15 protein-coding genes are annotated in these 17,055 nt (G+C 31.3%); 10 read left to right on the plus strand and 5 right to left on the minus strand.

Features of this window, described 5'->3' with window-relative positions; translation table 11 throughout:
• Window positions 1-8: 8 nt before the first annotated feature.
• On the minus strand, window positions 9-1,208 hold the full coding sequence (locus ACFQ1R_RS01100; protein WP_379924245.1) for an alanine dehydrogenase: 1,200 nt from the start codon (window positions 1,206-1,208) through the stop codon (window positions 9-11).
• A gap of 200 nt (window positions 1,209-1,408) precedes the next feature.
• On the opposite strand from ACFQ1R_RS01100, the gene ACFQ1R_RS01105 reads away from it, so the two are divergent.
• The gene (locus tag ACFQ1R_RS01105) at window positions 1,409-3,841 is read left to right on the plus strand and encodes an outer membrane beta-barrel protein (protein WP_379924246.1); all 2,433 of its coding nucleotides are present in this window, start codon (window positions 1,409-1,411) and stop codon (window positions 3,839-3,841) included.
• Here ACFQ1R_RS01105 and ACFQ1R_RS01110 read toward each other — a convergent pair.
• The 4 genes from ACFQ1R_RS01110 to porX all read right to left on the minus strand — a co-directional run bounded on the left by ACFQ1R_RS01110 (window position 3,838) and on the right by porX (window position 6,698).
• The gene (locus ACFQ1R_RS01110) at window positions 3,838-4,356 is read right to left on the minus strand and encodes a hypothetical protein (protein ID WP_379924247.1); all 519 of its coding nucleotides are present in this window, start codon (window positions 4,354-4,356) and stop codon (window positions 3,838-3,840) included. The genes ACFQ1R_RS01105 and ACFQ1R_RS01110 overlap by 4 nt on opposite strands.
• Window positions 4,322-4,462 (minus strand): hypothetical protein, encoded by a 141-nt coding sequence (locus tag ACFQ1R_RS01115; protein WP_379924248.1) that lies wholly within the window; start codon window positions 4,460-4,462, stop codon window positions 4,322-4,324. Before ACFQ1R_RS01115 ends, ACFQ1R_RS01110 begins: the two co-directional genes overlap by 35 nt.
• A 183-nt stretch (window positions 4,463-4,645) precedes the next feature.
• Complete coding sequence (gene tsaE / locus ACFQ1R_RS01120) at window positions 4,646-5,053, minus strand: tRNA (adenosine(37)-N6)-threonylcarbamoyltransferase complex ATPase subunit type 1 TsaE (protein WP_379924249.1); 408 nt, start codon at window positions 5,051-5,053, stop codon at window positions 4,646-4,648.
• A 91-nt stretch (window positions 5,054-5,144) separates the two neighbouring features.
• Complete coding sequence (gene porX, locus ACFQ1R_RS01125) at window positions 5,145-6,698, minus strand: T9SS response regulator signal transducer PorX (protein WP_379924250.1); 1,554 nt, start codon at window positions 6,696-6,698, stop codon at window positions 5,145-5,147.
• Window positions 6,699-6,802: 104 nt separating this feature from the next.
• Here porX and ACFQ1R_RS01130 point away from each other — a divergent pair, with 104 nt between their 5' ends.
• From ACFQ1R_RS01130 to ACFQ1R_RS01170, 9 genes are all read left to right on the plus strand, one after another.
• Window positions 6,803-8,020 (plus strand): HD domain-containing protein, encoded by a 1,218-nt coding sequence (locus ACFQ1R_RS01130; protein ID WP_379924251.1) that lies wholly within the window; start codon window positions 6,803-6,805, stop codon window positions 8,018-8,020.
• A 143-nt stretch (window positions 8,021-8,163) separates the two neighbouring features.
• Entirely contained in the window at window positions 8,164-9,186 is a 1,023-nt protein-coding gene (gene lpxD / locus ACFQ1R_RS01135) for a UDP-3-O-(3-hydroxymyristoyl)glucosamine N-acyltransferase (protein ID WP_379924252.1), read from the plus strand.
• Window positions 9,177-10,583, plus strand: a complete 1,407-nt coding sequence (locus tag ACFQ1R_RS01140; RefSeq protein WP_379924253.1) for a bifunctional UDP-3-O-[3-hydroxymyristoyl] N-acetylglucosamine deacetylase/3-hydroxyacyl-ACP dehydratase — start codon at window positions 9,177-9,179, stop codon at window positions 10,581-10,583. The genes lpxD and ACFQ1R_RS01140 overlap by 10 nt, the downstream gene beginning before the upstream one ends.
• A 24-nt stretch (window positions 10,584-10,607) precedes the next feature.
• Entirely contained in the window at window positions 10,608-11,393 is a 786-nt protein-coding gene (gene lpxA, locus ACFQ1R_RS01145) for an acyl-ACP--UDP-N-acetylglucosamine O-acyltransferase (RefSeq protein WP_379924255.1), read from the plus strand.
• A gap of 121 nt (window positions 11,394-11,514) precedes the next feature.
• On the plus strand, window positions 11,515-12,081 hold the full coding sequence (efp, locus tag ACFQ1R_RS01150; protein WP_379924256.1) for an elongation factor P: 567 nt from the start codon (window positions 11,515-11,517) through the stop codon (window positions 12,079-12,081).
• An 88-nt stretch (window positions 12,082-12,169) separates the two neighbouring features.
• A complete protein-coding gene (locus ACFQ1R_RS01155) occupies window positions 12,170-13,108 on the plus strand; it encodes a UDP-3-O-(3-hydroxymyristoyl)glucosamine N-acyltransferase (RefSeq protein WP_379924257.1) in 939 nt (312 codons plus the stop codon).
• Between the two features lie 70 nt (window positions 13,109-13,178).
• Window positions 13,179-14,051: a succinate--CoA ligase subunit alpha gene (sucD, locus tag ACFQ1R_RS01160; RefSeq protein ID WP_379924258.1), complete on the plus strand. Its 873-nt coding sequence runs from the start codon at window positions 13,179-13,181 to the stop codon at window positions 14,049-14,051.
• A 161-nt stretch (window positions 14,052-14,212) separates the two neighbouring features.
• Window positions 14,213-14,959, plus strand: coding sequence for a 3-oxoacyl-[acyl-carrier-protein] reductase (gene fabG, locus ACFQ1R_RS01165; RefSeq protein ID WP_379924259.1), 747 nt, complete (start codon window positions 14,213-14,215; stop codon window positions 14,957-14,959).
• 54 nt (window positions 14,960-15,013) lie between these two features.
• Complete coding sequence (locus tag ACFQ1R_RS01170) at window positions 15,014-17,047, plus strand: VWA domain-containing protein (protein WP_379924260.1); 2,034 nt, start codon at window positions 15,014-15,016, stop codon at window positions 17,045-17,047.
• The last annotated feature ends 8 nt before the right edge of the window (window positions 17,048-17,055 follow it).

Below are 17,055 nucleotides of genomic sequence, written 5' to 3' on the forward strand. Positions count from 1 at the left end.
TGCTTTGTTTAAAAAATAATTAAATTAATATCGCTATAATTTAAATCAAACCATTCACCAACCGATTTGCTAGTTAAAATTCCGTGGTAAAAATACAATCCATTTTTCAAACCTCTATCAAAACGAAGCGAATTTTCTAAACCACCATCTTCTGCGATTTTTAAAAGATAGGGTGTGCAAATATTACTAATAGACACCGATGCTGTACGTGGATAACGCGCTGGTATGTTTGGTACGCAGTAATGTACCACACCATGTTTAATAAAAGTAGGTTGCTTGTGCGATGTAACTTCACTGGTTTCAAAACAACCGCCCATATCGATACTTACATCTATAATAATAGCGCCTTTTTTCATGCATTGTACCAGATTTTCTGTTACAATAACAGGCGATCTATCATTACCTCTTACAGCACCTATAACCACGTCGCATCGTTTTAAAGCTTTGGATAGGTTTTTAGGTTGTAGGGTAGATGTAAATAAAGGTCTGCCCAAATGGGTTTGGATGCGTCTTAATTTAGTAATAGAATTATCGAATATTTTTACGTTTGCCCCAAGCCCAATAGTACTTCTGGCAGCAAACTCACCAACCGTTCCAGCGCCTAATATAACCACTTCAAGCGGTGGTACACCACTAATATTACCAAACATCAACCCATTGCCACCTCGCGTGTCAGATAATAACTCTGCTGCTATAAGTACCGATGCTGTACCTGCAATTTCACTTAAAGATTTTACGGCTGGATACGACCCATCTGAATCTCTTATAAACTCGAATGCTAGTGCAGTAATGCGTTTTGCTGCTAACGCCTCAAAATAAGATTTATGTTGAGTTTTAATTTGTAAAGCAGAAATTAATATGGTTTGCGGGTTAATTAATTTTATTTGCTCTAAACTTGGTGGTTCAACTTTTAGAATCATAGGGCAAGAAAACACTTTTGCGGTATCGTTGGTAATTTCAGCTCCAGCTTCACTATAATCTTTATCGCTAAAATTAGCGCCATTGCCCGCACCAGATTCTAATAATACTCTATGACCATTACTAACAATAGCAAAAACAGCATCAGGTGTTAAACAAACACGCTTTTCTTGAAAGGCCGTTTCTTTAGGAATGCCAATAAATAAAGCTCCTTTTTTTTTAAATATTTCAAGCGTTTCTTCTTGCGGTAAGAGTTGTTGTTTTGTAAAAGGAGACAATTGTTTTGCCATGGTTTTTTTAGTTTATAAAAATAAATTACAAATAATATTTTATTGAAAATACATATTTCAAAAATAATTAATTTAGAATTTAAACAGTACTGTTTATGGAATAAATATGATACTATGAATTTGAACGAAAAAGCTTAAAAATATGCGATTTTTATAACTAATTAGCATAAATTTACATTTTTGTTGACAGAAACGATAATATGCTTAAAAAATTACTATTCTATACCTTTTATTTATCTACTTTTTATGGTTTTTCGCAAGATTTTTATTTAGAAGCTACCGTTGTAGATGAACAAAACCAGCCTGTAGCCTTCTCAAATGTTGTTTTATATTTTGCTGAAAACTCAAACTATTTAGATGGTACAACCACTAATGAAACTGGTGAATTTCAATTTAAAAACTTAAAACCAAACACCTACACTTTAGTAATAAGTTATTTGGGTTTTGAAGAATTTAGTACAACCATACAACTTGTTGGAACTAAAAATTTGGGTATTATTACACTTAAAGAAAAAACAGAAACTTTAAATGGTATAACCGTAATAGCAAAAAGACCAACCGTAAGCAGAATGGTAGATCGACTGGTTTTTAATGTTGAAAACTCTACATTATCTAACAATAATGTGTTAGATGTTTTAAAACATACACCGGGTGTTTTAGTACATGACGGTAAAATAACTGTAAAGCAAGCAACCCCTGTAGTATACATTAATGACCGAAAGGTTTACTTATCGGCAAACGAAGTACAGCAACTATTAGAAGGCACATCGGCAAGCAATATAAAATCTATTGAAGTTATTACAAATCCTCCTGCAAAATACGAAGCAGAAGGCGGTGCTGTACTAAACATTGTTACTAGCAAAAATATTATAGCAGGTTATAATGGCAGTATTTTTGGAACTTATAAACAAGGAAGTGAATACCCTAAATATTCACTAGGAACCAGTCATTTTTTTAAAACCAAAAAATTAAATACGTATTTAAACTATAATGTTAGCCCCAGAAAAGATTTTAGGCATAATAATGAACTTATTAATTTTTCTGAAAACAATCAAACAATTTCTAGTTGGGAAACCGATTATAAGCGAACCCGTGAAACATCAAACCATACTATAAATGCCAATATTGATTATGAATTGGATGCCAATAACAGTATTGGATTTTCAACCAGTATGTTAATATCGCCTAGAGAACACACAAAAACGTTTGTAAACTCATCAACCAAGGTATTTAGCCCTAATAAGACATTAGATTCTATTTTTAATACCAATAACGGTTTGGTGGATGAAACTTTTAATTTTGCTTTTACTTTAGATTATGTACATAAATTTAAAAAAGAAGGCGAACAACTCTTTGTTAGTGCGCATCATACCAATTATGATTTTTCGAGCTTTCAAGATGTGAAAACAGGCTATTTTTATCCTACCGATGCTATGGCTTTTAGAAATAATAATTTTCAAACATTTTCAAATCAAATTATTCAATTATATACAGGGCAAGTTGATTATGAATTGCCATTAGCTAATACCGCTCGTTTTGAGGCAGGCCTTAAGGTATCAAAAATAAATTCAGATAGTAAGTTACGGCAATACCAAATTGAAAATGATATAGCCACACAAGATTTTCGAAATTCAGATACTTTTATATATGATGAATTTAATTATGCTGTTTACGCTAGTTATGCTAAAGATTGGGATGCTTGGAGTTTAAAACTAGGCTTAAGAAATGAGTTTACTGACATAACAGGTAACTCTTTAGCAACCAATACCATCAACAAAAAAAACTACGGAAAATTATTTCCTTCCTTGTATGTACTAAATAAATTAAACGAGCATAATGAATTTTATTTTAGCTACAATAAGCGTATCTATAGACCACGATATAATGAATTAAATCCATTTAAATATTTTTTAAATGATAACGCATATATAGTTGGCGATCCTAATTTAAAACCACAACTAGACGATGTTTTTACATTAGGCTATACATTTAATACCGATTATACTTTTGAGCTATATTACCGCAATGAAAATAATCCAACCTTAGAAATTTTATTTCAAGACAACGAAAACACTATTTTAAAATACATAAATACTAATATTGACAAAAGCATTTCGTATGGTTTAGATTTTACAACCTATACTAAAATTGCTAACCGATGGCATTTATACATGCTATCATCAATATTTTATTATGAAAATAAATTTACAGCTCTTGAAAGTAATAATGTACTGGCTAACACCAACAAATGGTCTTTATACGGAAATATTATAAATTATTTTAGTTTTTTGAAAGATGAAAGCTTAAACTTAGATATTACGTATTTATATATCTCACCATTAATTGATGGTCCTACACAAGTAAGTAGTAGGCATGGTTTGGATATAAACCTAAAAAAAACATTTTGGGATAATAAGGCATCATTAAGCGTAGGTTACTATGATATTTTTAATACACAAAATTTCACCCAAACAACTAAGTATTTAAACCAAGATGTTTTCTCTAAATCGTACATGGAAAACAGGCTATTTACCTTAGGTTTTAATTATAAATTTGGGAATAGTAGTTTGAAAAACAACCAAAAAGAAATCGATTTGGAAGAACGCAACCGTCTAAATACTAAATCTAATTAAAAATACTGTTTAATTTTATCCCAAAAGTTTCTAGGGGATATTTTAAATTCTTCTTCAAGTTCTTCTAAAGATTTGGTAGCATCATTGATTCTATTAAATATTCTTGCCCTTATTAGATAGATTGAAGGAATTATAATTGACATAATTGGTATTAAATAAAATATTTGATTATCATCAGCAAATGATAAGTCATCATTTAAAACAATTATTATTTGATATACATACATTGCTATTGGAACAAGTATAGTATGATACCACCAATGTCGACATGTAAAAAACCAAATAAAAAGCAAAAATAAAGGGATAACTTTCCCCATTAATGTCCATGCTAAAACAAATAAACTTTCATAATAAATACTAGTGTAAGTACCAAAAAAAGTGTTCCATACTTTAACATCTGGAACACTTTCGTATAAGCTGTACAAATAAGGAGTAATAGCTATTAAAGTAGCTGTAATACTCCCTATAACAAAATTTTTTTTATTGTCCTGGAACTTTAATTCTGTTTTTTTCAATTTTTGCTGTTGTTGTTCCATCTAAATTATAGGCATTAGCAGCATAAGCTGTGAACAACATTCCTCCGAATAACGCTATTGCGATTACATACTTTTTAGTTTTCATAATTATAAGGGATTTAATTAATTAATACCCCAAAGTTATACAAAGACTAAGGTGCTAAAGGTGCTGAAATGTTAAAATTATGTTAAAAACATGGATTTTTGTATTTTCATGCTGTGGGTTTCCCGTAAATCTTAAAATTTCAACGAAAATAATGTTGTTTTTTGCTATTTTGCTGGTTTGTTTTTAATTATTTAAAGTTAGTTTTCTTGTATTTTTATTATCAATTTCTAAGTGAATTACATCAAAATTGCTGTCTAGCATATCTTCAATTAGCGCTGGCCATTCAATTAAAATCCAATGGTTTGAATCTAAATAATCTTCAATCCCAAAGTTATATGCTTCTTCAATACTTTTAATTCTATACAAATCAAAGTGAAATATCTTATCATCTTCTAATTCATATTCATTAACTATTGAAAAGGTAGGACTACTAATTTCATCTTTACTACCAATTTCATTAACTAAAGCTTTTATTAATGTTGTTTTACCAACGCCCATATTGCCATAAAACAATATGGTTTTGGTTTTTAAATTCTTTAATAATTGCTTAGCAACTTCTTTTACATCAACGAGTTGATAATCTATTTTCAATTTTAAAAAAATTTATTGGCAATGTTACAAATAATAATTGAAAAAAACTAATAAATAATGTATTTTACCGATGATTTTGGTATTATGTGGATTATTTTGGATTAAAAACCACAAAAGGAATAATCATTTCTTCAAGTGAAACACCACCATGTTGGTAGGTATTCCTAAAATAACTTACATAGTGGTTGTAATTGTTAGGATAAGCAAAAAATAAGTCGCTTTTTGCAAATATATACGAACTACTCATGGTTATAGATGGTAAATGGATGTCTTGCGGATTTTTAAATACCAAAACTTCTTTACTCTCATAGGTTAAACTTCTACCTGTTTTGTAACGAAGGTTTAAGCTGGTATCTCTATCGCCAATAACTTTTGATGGATTTTTAACATTAATTGTACCATGATCGGTAGTTAAAATAAGTTTAAAACCAAGTTGTTGTGCTTGTTGAATCATTTCTAAAAGCGGTGAGTTTTTAAACCAACTTAAGGTTAAAGAGCGATAGGCTTTATCATTAGAAGCTAATTCTTTTACTACTTCCATTTCGGTTTTGGCGTGTGAAAGCATATCAACAAAATTGTAAACCACAACCGTTAAGTTATTGTTTTTTAATGATTTGAAATTTTCAACTAGCTTTTTTCCAGCTTTTAAATTGGTTATTTTATGAAACTCTGTTGTTAAATGATTAAGACCTAAGCGTTTTAGTTGTGTTTTTAAAAAATCTTCTTCATGCAAATTTTTACCACCTTCATCGGTATCATTTTTCCAATATTGCGGAAATAGTTTTTCCATATCACTTGGCATTAGTCCTGAAAAAATAGCATTTCTGGCGTATTGTGTAGCTGTTGGAAGTATACTGAAAAAGGCATCTTCTTTTTCTTTTTTGTAATGGTTGTTTATAATAGGTTCAAAAACCTTCCATTGGTCGTAACGCAAATTATCAACAACAACCAATAGGGTAGGTTGTTCTTTGCTTAATTCTGGAACAACTTTTTCTTTAAAAAGTGTGTGCGACATAATAGGAGTGTCACCATTGCGTTGAAACCATTTCTCGTAATTTTTTTCTATATATTTTCCAAATTGTGTGTTTGCTTCATTTTTTTGAGATTCTAATATTTCGAACATGCCAGCATCTTCAATATTTTCTAGCTGAATTTCCCAGTAAATTAGTTTTTGATATAAGCTTACCCATTCTTCATACGAGTTAACCATAGCTAAATCCATAGCTATTTTTCTAAATTCTTGTTGGTAGTTAGAGGTTGTTTTTTCTGAAACCAATCTGGAATGATCTAAATTCTTCTTTAAACTTAAAAGAATTTGATTTGGGTTTACGGGTTTTATAAGGTAATCGGCTATTTTATTGCCAATGGCTTCTTCCATTATGTATTCTTCTTCACTTTTAGTAATCATTACTACAGGAAGATTATCTTGTTTTTCCTTTATTTCATTTAAGGTTTCAAGACCCGTAAGTCCGGGCATATTTTCATCTAAAAAAACAATATCAAAATTATCGGTATCTAATGTTTCAATAGCTTCTGTACCACTTTTACAGGTAGTTACCTTATAATTACGTTGTTCTAAAAACAAAATATGTGGCTTTAACAAATCAATTTCATCATCAACCCAAAGTATTTTTATTGTATTCATTTATATATTTTAATAAGTATTAATTGTAATTTGTTTTCAATAAAGCCTATATATAGACTGCATATATTTATATTTGTGATTGTAAAAACCTTAACTTTTAAAGTTTGAACAAACTTAAAATATTAAACGACCCAATTTACGGATTTATTACAATTCCAAATTCGCTTATATTCGATTTAATTCAACATAAATACTTTCAACGCTTACGCCGAATAACCCAAATGGGGTTATCTTATCTTGTATATCCTGGTGCGCATCATACCAGATTCCATCATGCTATTGGTTGTGTGCATTTAATGCAAAAAACTGTTAATGTACTTCGTTTTAAAGGAGTTACCATTACTAGTGAGGAGGAAGAAGGGCTTTATGTTGCTATTTTATTGCACGATATTGGCCATGGCCCATTTTCTCATGCCATGGAACATAGCATTGTAGAATCGGTGTCGCACGAGCAAATTTCACTGCTTTTTATGGAGCGTTTAAACGACGAATTTAACGGAAGTTTAACGCTTGCCATTCAAATTTTTAAAGGCGAATACCCTCGTAAGTTTATGTGTCAGCTTATTTCTGGGCAATTTGATATGGATAGAGCCGATTATTTAAAACGTGATAGTTTTTATACTGGTGTAGCAGAAGGCAATGTAAACAGCGAACGTTTAATTACGATGCTTAACGTAGTTAATGATGAATTGGTGGTTGAAGAAAAGGGCATTTATAGTGTTGAAAAATTCCTTATAGCAAGACGCTTTATGTATTGGCAAGTTTATTTACATAAAACAGGATTAGCTGCCGAACAACTATTAATACGAGTACTACAACGCGCTAAAGAATTGCATAATACAGGGCATGCACTAGAAGCAAGTAAACCACTTTTATACTTTTTAGAAAACAAAATTTCCATTACTAATTTTAACGATAACACCTTGGAAATTTTTTCACAATTAGATGATTTTGATATTATTTCGGCTATGAAACATTGGCAACATAGCACTGATTTTGTATTAAGTAATTTGTGTGAAATGATTATTAATAGGAATTTGCTAACTATAAAACTAAAAAATAAACCTATTAAAAAAGAAAGTTTAGAAAAACACATAACTGCCTTAATAGATAAACATAACATTACAAAAACCGAAGCGCAGTATTTTGTTTTTAATGGAAATATTTCAAATCAAGCTTACCAAAACAATCATAAAGGCATTAATATTTTATACAAAACAGGTAAAATTCAAGATATTGTTTCGGCTTCAGACCAGCTTAATTTAAAAGCACTATCAAAGCCAGTAACAAAATATTACATCTGTTACCCAAAAGAAAATTAACTAATTAAACTTTACAATAACTTAATGTAATATTTAAGTTATTGTAATTCAGTACAAAACAATAAGAATAGTGATTTGAAAAAGTTTAGCACATTTTTCCTATTTTTGCCAGAGCAAACTAAAAGAAACAACAAACTTAAAGTGTGAAATTTACAGCACAACAAATTGCGGGTATATTAGAAGGTGAAGTGGTTGGAAATCCAGAAGCTGAAGTATCAAAACTTTCTAAAATAGAAGAGGGCTTTCATGGTTCTTTAACGTTTTTGGCTAACCCTAAATATACACCACACATATACAACACCGAAGCGTCCATAACCATTGTTAACAAAACATTTGTTCCTGAAAACAAGGTTAAGACTACACTTATTAAAGTTGATGATGCGTATTTAGCATTTTCCAAAATTCTTGAATATTACAATTCTATAAAGTTAAATAAGGTAGGTATTGAGCAACCTTCTTTTATTTCAGAATCATCCAACCATGGCGATTCAGTATATATTGGTGCCTTTTCATATATAAGTGACCATGTTAAAATAGGAAACAACGTTAAAATTTTTCCGAACACCTATATTGGTGAAAACGTAATAATTGGTGATAATACCATTATCTTTTCAGGTGCTAAAATTTATTCTGAAACAGTAATAGGTTGTAATTGCGTTATTAATTCAGGCGTAATCATAGGTGCTGATGGGTTTGGTTTTGCGCCAAACGAATCTGGTGGCTATAATAAAATTCCACAAACAGGAAACGTTATTATTGAAGATTATGTTGATATTGGAGCAGCAACAACTATTGACAGAGCAACCATAGGCTCAACAATTATTCGTGAAGGTGTAAAATTAGATAACCACATACAAATTGCCCATAATGTAGAAATTGGCAAACACACTGTAATTGCTGCACAAACTGGTGTTGCAGGTTCAACAAAAATAGGTGTACATTGCCAAATTGGAGGTCAGGTAGGTATTGCTGGTCATATTACCATAGGAAATAATGTGAAAATTCAAGCGCAATCTGGTATTGCTAGAAATGTAAAAGATAATGAAATACTGCAAGGTTCGCCTGCACTAAGTTTAACCGACTATAATAAATCGTATGTTCACTTTAAGAACTTACCAAAGATTGTTAGAAATATTAATGATTTAGAGAAAAATAAATGGGAATAATAACTACCGAAATTAAACAAAAAACCATTAAAAATGCCACTTCTTTAACAGGTGTTGGTTTACATACAGGTAAAAATGTAACATTAACCTTTAAACCATCTGAAGCTAATACTGGTTTAGCTTTTAAACGCGTAGACTTAGAAGGACAACCTGTAATTGAAGCAGATGCCAATTATGTAACAAACACACAACGAGGTACATGCTTAGAAAAAAACGGCGTTATTATACAAACATCTGAACATGTTTTAGCAGCATTAATAGGTTTAGATATTGATAATGTTATTATTGAATTAAACGCTTCTGAACCTCCAATTATGGATGGCTCTTCTAAGTTTTTTGTTGAAGCTTTAGAAAAAGCTGAAGTTATTACACTTGAAGCTTTTAGAGAAGAATATGTTATAACAGATATTGTTTCTTATACTGATGAAGAAACCGGAAGTGAAATTTTAGTAATGCCAGCCAAAGAATACCAAATAACAACCATGGTAGATTTTGGTACTAAAGTTTTAGGAACCCAAAATGCCACATTAAATCAAATATCGGATTTTAAAGCAGATATTTCAAATGCACGTACGTTTAGTTTTTTGCATGAAATTGAAATGTTACTTCAAAATGGCTTAATAAAAGGTGGCGATTTAAATAATGCTATTGTATATGTAGATAAACCCTTATCTACAGAAACCATGGAAAAACTAAAAATAGCCTTTAAAAAAGATAGCATTGCTGTAAAACCTAATGGCATTTTAGACAACTTAACTTTACACCATCCAAACGAAGCTGCAAGACATAAATTGCTTGATGTTTTAGGCGATTTAGCACTTGTAGGAACAAGAATTAGAGGTAAAGTTATAGCTAATAAACCTGGGCATTTTGTAAACACACAATTTGCAAAAAAACTATCTAAGCTTATTAAAAACGACCGTCGTAATAACGTGCCAAATATCGATTTAAATGAAACACCATTAATGGATGTTAATCAAATTATGGCTATGTTACCACACCGTCAGCCTTTTTTAATGATTGATAAAGTATTTGAATTGACCGATAGTTATGTAACTGCAACAAAAAACGTAACAATGAACGAATCGTTTTTTGCAGGTCATTTTCCTGGAGCACCAGTAATGCCAGGTGTTTTAATAGTTGAAGCCATGGCACAAACAGGCGGTATTTTAGTATTAAATACGGTTCCAGATCCAGAAAACTACCTAACATTTTTTATGAAAATGGATAATGTTAAGTTCAAACAAAAAGTAGTTCCGGGCGATACTTTAATTTTTAAATGTTCGTTAATAACACCTATTCGTCGTGGTATTTGCCACATGCAAGGGTATGCATATGCCAACGGTAAGTTATGTGCAGAAGCAGAACTTATGGCACAAATATCAAAAGTAAAATAACTGAGACTTAACAAATTCTAATACATGAATCAACCACTAGCTTACGTACATCCTGGTGCTAAAATTGCAAAAAACGTTGTAATAGAACCTTTTACAACCATATATAATAACGTTACTATTGGCGAAGGTACTTGGATAGGTAGTAATGTTACCATCATGGAAGGTGCCAGAATTGGAAAAAATTGTAATATTTTTCCAGGTTCTGTGATTTCTGCTGTTCCGCAAGATTTAAAATATAACGATGAAGAAACGACAGTAGAAATAGGTGACAATGTGACTATTCGTGAATGCGTAACCATTAATCGTGGTACTACAGATAGAATGAAAACCGTTATTGGTAATAATTGCTTAATTATGGCCTATTGCCACGTAGCACACGATTGTGTTGTTGGTAATAACTGTATTTTTTCAAACAACAGTACCTTAGCTGGTCATATAACCATTGGCGATTTTGTGGTTTTAGCAGGTATGACTGCAGTACACCAATTTGTATCAGTAGGAAGTCATGCTTTTGTTACAGGAGGTTCTTTGGTTCGTAAAGATGTACCGCCTTTTGTAAAAGCAGCAAGAGAACCATTATCTTATGTAGGTATCAATTCAGTAGGTTTAAGAAGGCGTGGTTATTCAACCGAAAAAATAAGAGAAATTCAAAATATATACCGAATTCTTTACCAAAAAAACTATAATAATACCCAAGCAGCTGAAATAATTGAAGCTGAAATGGAAGCAACTCCAGAGCGTGATGAAATACTTCAATTCATAAAAGATTCTCAACGTGGTATTATGAAAGGCTATTTTAAATCAAACTAAAAGATTAAGTTGTTTGTTGTGGAGTTTTTTAGTCGTTTTCAACTTAGCCACAAACAATTTTACAACATACACATAAATCTATAAACGACTTAATAAAATACAAATAAACAACAAACAATAAATGGCAACTACAAGCGATATTAGAAACGGATTATGTATAAGATATAATAACGACATCTACAAAATTATAGAATTTTTACACGTTAAACCAGGTAAAGGACCAGCGTTTGTAAGAACAAAAATGAAGAGTGTAACTAACGGAAAAGTATTAGACAACACCTTTTCTGCAGGACATAAGTTGGAGGATGTACGTGTTGAAACACATAAATTTCAATTTTTATACAACGATGGTGAATATTATCACTTTATGAACACTGAAGATTACTCCCAAATTCAATTAAGAGAATCTGCTTTAGATAATCCAGGTTTAATGAAAGAAGGTGAGATAGTTACAGTAATTATAAATGCAGAAGACAATATGCCTCTTTCAGTAGAAATGCCAGCAAGTGTTGTTTTATTAGTTACAGCAACCGAACCAGGTGTAAAAGGTAATACAGCTACCAATGCTACAAAACCTGCTACAGTTGAAACTGGCGCTATTGTAAACGTACCATTGTTTATCAACGAAGGTGATAAAATTAAGGTAGAAACCGAAAAAGGTACTTACAAAGAACGTGTAAAAGAGTAATATTTTGTTAAGTCGTTGGTCGTGGATTTGTTAAGTCGAAAAGAACAAACAACTAAACAACAAACAATTTAACAACAAACAACTATAAATGAAATTTCCAATTACATATTCTTTAAAACAAATTGCTCAATTAATTGATTGTAGTTTTGTGGGTGATGCTAACTTTTCTGTGTTAGGCATGAACGAAATACATGTTGTTGAAGCTGGTGATATTGTTTTTGTTGATCATCCTAAATATTACGATAAAGCTTTAAATTCCGCAGCTACCATAATTTTAATTAATAAAGAAGTAGCATGTCCAGAGGGTAAAGCGTTGTTGATTAGTGATGACCCGTTTAGAGATTTTAACAAATTAACTGATTTTTTTAAACCGTTTAAAACAGCTACAAGTTCAATATCTGATTCAGCTGTTATTGGTGCTAATTCAGTTATTCAACCCAATAGTTTTATAGGACACAATGTGGTTATTGGTGAAAATTGCACAATCCATTCCAATGTTAGTATTTATGATGATGCTGTAATTGGTAATAATGTTACCATACATGCTGGAACCGTTTTAGGTGCCAATGCATTTTATTATAAAAAAAGACCAGAAGGTTTTGATAGATTAAAATCATGTGGTCGTGTGGTTATTGAAGATAACGTAGATATAGGTGCAAATTGCACTATTGATAGAGGTGTAACAGGCGATACAACTATAAAAGAAGGTACTAAAATTGACAATTTAGTGCAAATTGGTCACGATACTGTAATTGGTAAAAAATGTTTGATAGCATCACAAGTAGGTATTGCTGGTTGTGTGGTTGTGGAAGACGAGGTTACTTTTTGGGGGCAAGTAGGTTGCACTAGTGGTGTTACAATAGGCTCAAAAGCAGTACTTCATGCACAAGCTGGTATTAGTAAATCGTTAGATGGCGGTAAAACCTATTGGGGTATTCCAGCACAGGAAGCTAGAAGTGTAATGAAAGAGATGGCAAACATTAAGAAAATACCAGAAATATTAACATATATAAAATCAAAAAAATAAATGTGAAATGCTGTTAAAAGTAATTTCAAAAAAATTACTTTTGCAAAGCTTTATTTAAAAAAAATATAACATGAGTGTTTTAGTAAACAAAGATTCAAAAATTATAGTTCAAGGTTTTACGGGTAGTGAAGGTACATTTCACGCAAGCCAAATGATAGAATACGGAACAAACGTTGTAGGTGGTGTTACTCCTGGAAAAGGTGGTCAAACCCATTTAGATAAACCTGTTTTCGATACTGTGAAAGATGCAGTTGAGCAAGTAGGAGCCGATACAACCATAATTTTTGTACCACCAGCGTTTGCTGCTGATGCTATTATGGAAGCTGCAGATGCCGGTATTAAAGTAATCATTACCATTACCGAAGGTATTCCAGTTGCAGATATGATTACAGCTTCAAACTATATAAAAAATAAAGATTGTCGTTTAATTGGTCCTAACTGTCCAGGTGTTATCACGCCAGGTGAAGCAAAAGTTGGTATCATGCCAGGTTTCGTTTTCAAAAAAGGTAAAGTTGGTATTGTTTCAAAATCTGGAACATTAACGTATGAAGCTGCAGACCAAGTTGTAAAACAAGGTTTAGGCATTACTACAGCTATTGGTATTGGTGGCGATCCTATTATTGGAACCACTACAAGAGAAGCTGTTGAATTATTGATTAACGACCCAGAAACAGAGGCAGTTGTAATGATTGGTGAAATTGGAGGTCAATTGGAAGCCGATGCTGCAAATTGGTATAAAGCTAGCGGAAGCAAAAAACCAATCGTAGGATTTATAGCTGGTGAAACTGCGCCTGCTGGTCGTACTATGGGTCATGCTGGTGCTATTGTTGGTGGTAGCGATGATACTGCACAAGCTAAAAAGAAAATTATGAGAGCTTGTGGTATTCACGTAGTGGATTCGCCTGCTGAAATTGGTAAAAAAGTAGCTGAAGTTTTAGCTTAAAAATAAAATTACATATAAATTAACCTTGCAAGATTTTGTGAGGTTTTTTTATTTCATACTATTTGTAATCACTATATTTGAAATTAGAATAATTAACCAACTAAAAGAACGAATTTGAATAACCTAGTATTCGTGTATTCGTTATAATTAAAATATATCACATGAAATTATTAGAAGGAAAAACAGTCATCATCACAGGTGCAAGTAGGGGTATTGGTAAAGGAATTGCACAAGTTTTTGCTGCTCAAGGTGCCAATATAGCATTTACATATAGTAGTTCTGTAGCAGCTGCAAACGACCTTGAAAAAGAACTAATCGCACAAGGCATCAAAGCCAAAGGTTATAAAAGTAATGCTGCTAGCTTTGAAGAAGCTCAAAAATTAGCTGATGATGTGGTTGCAGAATTTGGTAGCATTGACGTACTAATAAATAACGCTGGTATTACTAAAGATAATTTACTAATGCGCATCTCTGAAGAAGATTTTGATACTGTTATTGAAGTAAACTTAAAATCGGTTTTCAATATGACCAAAGCTGTGCAAAAAACCATGCTAAAACAACGTAAAGGCTCTATTATAAATATGAGTTCAGTAGTTGGTGTAAAAGGTAATGCAGGTCAAACTAATTATGCAGCATCTAAAGCTGGTATTATTGGGTTTTCAAAATCTGTAGCGTTAGAATTAGGTTCTAGAAACATTCGTAGTAACGTTGTTGCTCCAGGTTTTATTGAAACTGAAATGACAGCTGTTCTTGATGAAGACGTTGTAAAAGGATGGCGTGCAGGCATTCCATTAAAACGTGGTGGAACACCAGAGGATGTTGCAAACGTTTGTGTGTTTTTAGCAAGTGATATGAGTGCCTATGTTACCGGACAAACTATTAATGTTGATGGTGGTATGTTAACCTAAGCTGTTATTGCCACAAAGGAGGCAATCGCATCAATTTAAACCCAAAGTTTTTTAATGAGTTCAGAAACTCTATTATACATCATACTTTCTGGAATAATTGCTATGGTTGTAGCAGGATTTCAGTATTACACAACCAAGAAAAGCATGTCTAAACTAAACATGCTTTTCTTGGTTTTAAGGTTTATTACGATTTTCTCAATACTCTTATTAATTATAAATCCTAAATTCAAGCAAGTAAGCTTATCTACTGAAAAACCAAATTTGGTTATAGCTATTGATAACTCAAGTTCTATTACCTTTCAAAATCAAGCTGTTAATTCAAAAAATATCGTTTCAGCATTAACAACTAATTCAGATTTAGCAAAAAAATTCAATATAGAGACTTATACATTTGGTGATAACCTAAAAGCATCTGATTCCATTACCTTTTCTGAAAAACAAACCAATATAGACAATGCTTTTAACCAATTATCTCAAATTTATAAAGCGTCTATTTCTCCAACTATTTTAATTACTGATGGTAATCAAACCTATGGTAACGATTATGAATTTGCTTATAATACATTCAAACAGCCCATTTATCCAATCATTTTAGGCGATACTATTAAACATATCGATTTAAAAATTCAGCAATTGAATGTTAATAAATACGCGTATTTAAAAAATCAATTTCCAGTTGAAGCTATTTTAGTTTACAATGGTGAAACATCTGTAAATACTCGTTTTGTTGTAACTAGTGATAATTCAGTAGTTTACTCAGAAACGGTAAATTTTACAAAAACAAACAACTCAAAAGTTATTAATTTAAAACTTCCAGCAAATGCCGTTGGTGTTCATGTTTATAAGGCGCAATTAGAACCTATAACTAATGAAAAAAACACCACCAATAATTTCAAAAATTTTGCTGTAGACGTTATCAATCAAAAAACTAAAATAGCCTTGGTAAGCAATATGCTTCACCCTGATTTAGGTGCTTTTAAAAAGAGTATTGAAAGTAATGAACAACGTTCTGTTTCATTTTTAAATCCAAATGAAACATTAAATCAACTAAATGATTTTCAATTGGTTATTTTATATCAACCAAACAATACATTTAACAAATTATTTGACGCTTTAAATGCTGAAAACAAGAATCGTTTTTTAGTTATAGGTACTAAAACCGATTTAAACTTTCTAAATAAAATTAATAAAAACTACACCTACGAAATCACTAATCAAACAGAAAACTATCAAGCTGAATTAAACCAAAACTACACACCTTTTTTAGTTGATGCTATTAATTTTGAATCGTTTCCGCCTTTAAATTCACCTTATGGTTCATCAAAATTTTCAATTCCTTTTGAAACTATTTTGACTAAAACGGTTAATGGAATTTCAAAAAAAGACCCTTTATTAGCAACTTTTGAAACTAATGGTAGGCGAGAAGCAGTGTTATTTGGTGAGGATATTTGGCAATGGCGCGCACATAGTTATTTAAACTCAAAATCTTTTGAAACGTTTGATGACTTTATGGGTAAACTTATTCAATATGTAGCTTCAAATAAGCAAAAAAGCAGATTGAATTTAGAATATGAGTCGTTTTATAATGGCAATACCAACATTATTATTATGGCAGAATTTTTCGATAAAAACTATATTTTTGATACGCGTGAAACCCTTCGCATCAAAGTAAAAGATATTGTTTCTAACACTACAAAAACCTTTCCGCTTATTTTAAATAATACTAACTATCAAGTAGATTTAAGCAATTTACCGCCTTCAGACTATAGTTTTACGGTTAGTACTTCCAATGAAAAAATATCAAAATCTGGTAACTTTAAAATATTGGAATACAATGTAGAGCAACAATTTTTAAATGCCGATGTAACAAAACTTAAACAATTAGCTACTAATAGTAATGGAAAGCATTATTTTGTTGCTAAAACGGATGGTTTAATTTCTAATTTGCTAAACGATAGCCGATTTGTAACGATTCAAAAAAGCCATAAAAAAACCTTACCTTTGATAGATTGGAACTATCTGCTCATTATAATCGCTTTAAGTTTGTCTGTAGAGTGGTTTTTAAGAAAATATAACGGATTAATTTAAAATTTTAA

The organism is Mariniflexile jejuense (assembly GCF_042675665.1).
GTDB lineage: Bacteria > Bacteroidota > Bacteroidia > Flavobacteriales > Flavobacteriaceae > Mariniflexile > Mariniflexile jejuense.

What these genes read in the sequence shown, in the direction of transcription:
- ACFQ1R_RS01100 (WP_379924245.1), bottom strand. Translation starts at nt 1,208, where the DNA reads ATGGCAAAACAATTGTCTCCTTTTACAAAACAACAACTCTTACCGCAA.
- ACFQ1R_RS01105 (WP_379924246.1), top strand. Translation starts at nt 1,409, where the DNA reads ATGCTTAAAAAATTACTATTCTATACCTTTTATTTATCTACTTTTTAT.
- ACFQ1R_RS01115 (WP_379924248.1), bottom strand. Translation starts at nt 4,462, where the DNA reads ATGAAAACTAAAAAGTATGTAATCGCAATAGCGTTATTCGGAGGAATG.
- porX (WP_379924250.1), bottom strand. Translation starts at nt 6,698, where the DNA reads ATGAATACAATAAAAATACTTTGGGTTGATGATGAAATTGATTTGTTA.
- ACFQ1R_RS01140 (WP_379924253.1), top strand. Translation starts at nt 9,177, where the DNA reads ATGGGAATAATAACTACCGAAATTAAACAAAAAACCATTAAAAATGCC.
- lpxA (WP_379924255.1), top strand. Translation starts at nt 10,608, where the DNA reads ATGAATCAACCACTAGCTTACGTACATCCTGGTGCTAAAATTGCAAAA.
- efp (WP_379924256.1), top strand. Translation starts at nt 11,515, where the DNA reads ATGGCAACTACAAGCGATATTAGAAACGGATTATGTATAAGATATAAT.
- ACFQ1R_RS01155 (WP_379924257.1), top strand. Translation starts at nt 12,170, where the DNA reads ATGAAATTTCCAATTACATATTCTTTAAAACAAATTGCTCAATTAATT.
- sucD (WP_379924258.1), top strand. Translation starts at nt 13,179, where the DNA reads ATGAGTGTTTTAGTAAACAAAGATTCAAAAATTATAGTTCAAGGTTTT.
- fabG (WP_379924259.1), top strand. Translation starts at nt 14,213, where the DNA reads ATGAAATTATTAGAAGGAAAAACAGTCATCATCACAGGTGCAAGTAGG.
- ACFQ1R_RS01170 (WP_379924260.1), top strand. Translation starts at nt 15,014, where the DNA reads ATGAGTTCAGAAACTCTATTATACATCATACTTTCTGGAATAATTGCT.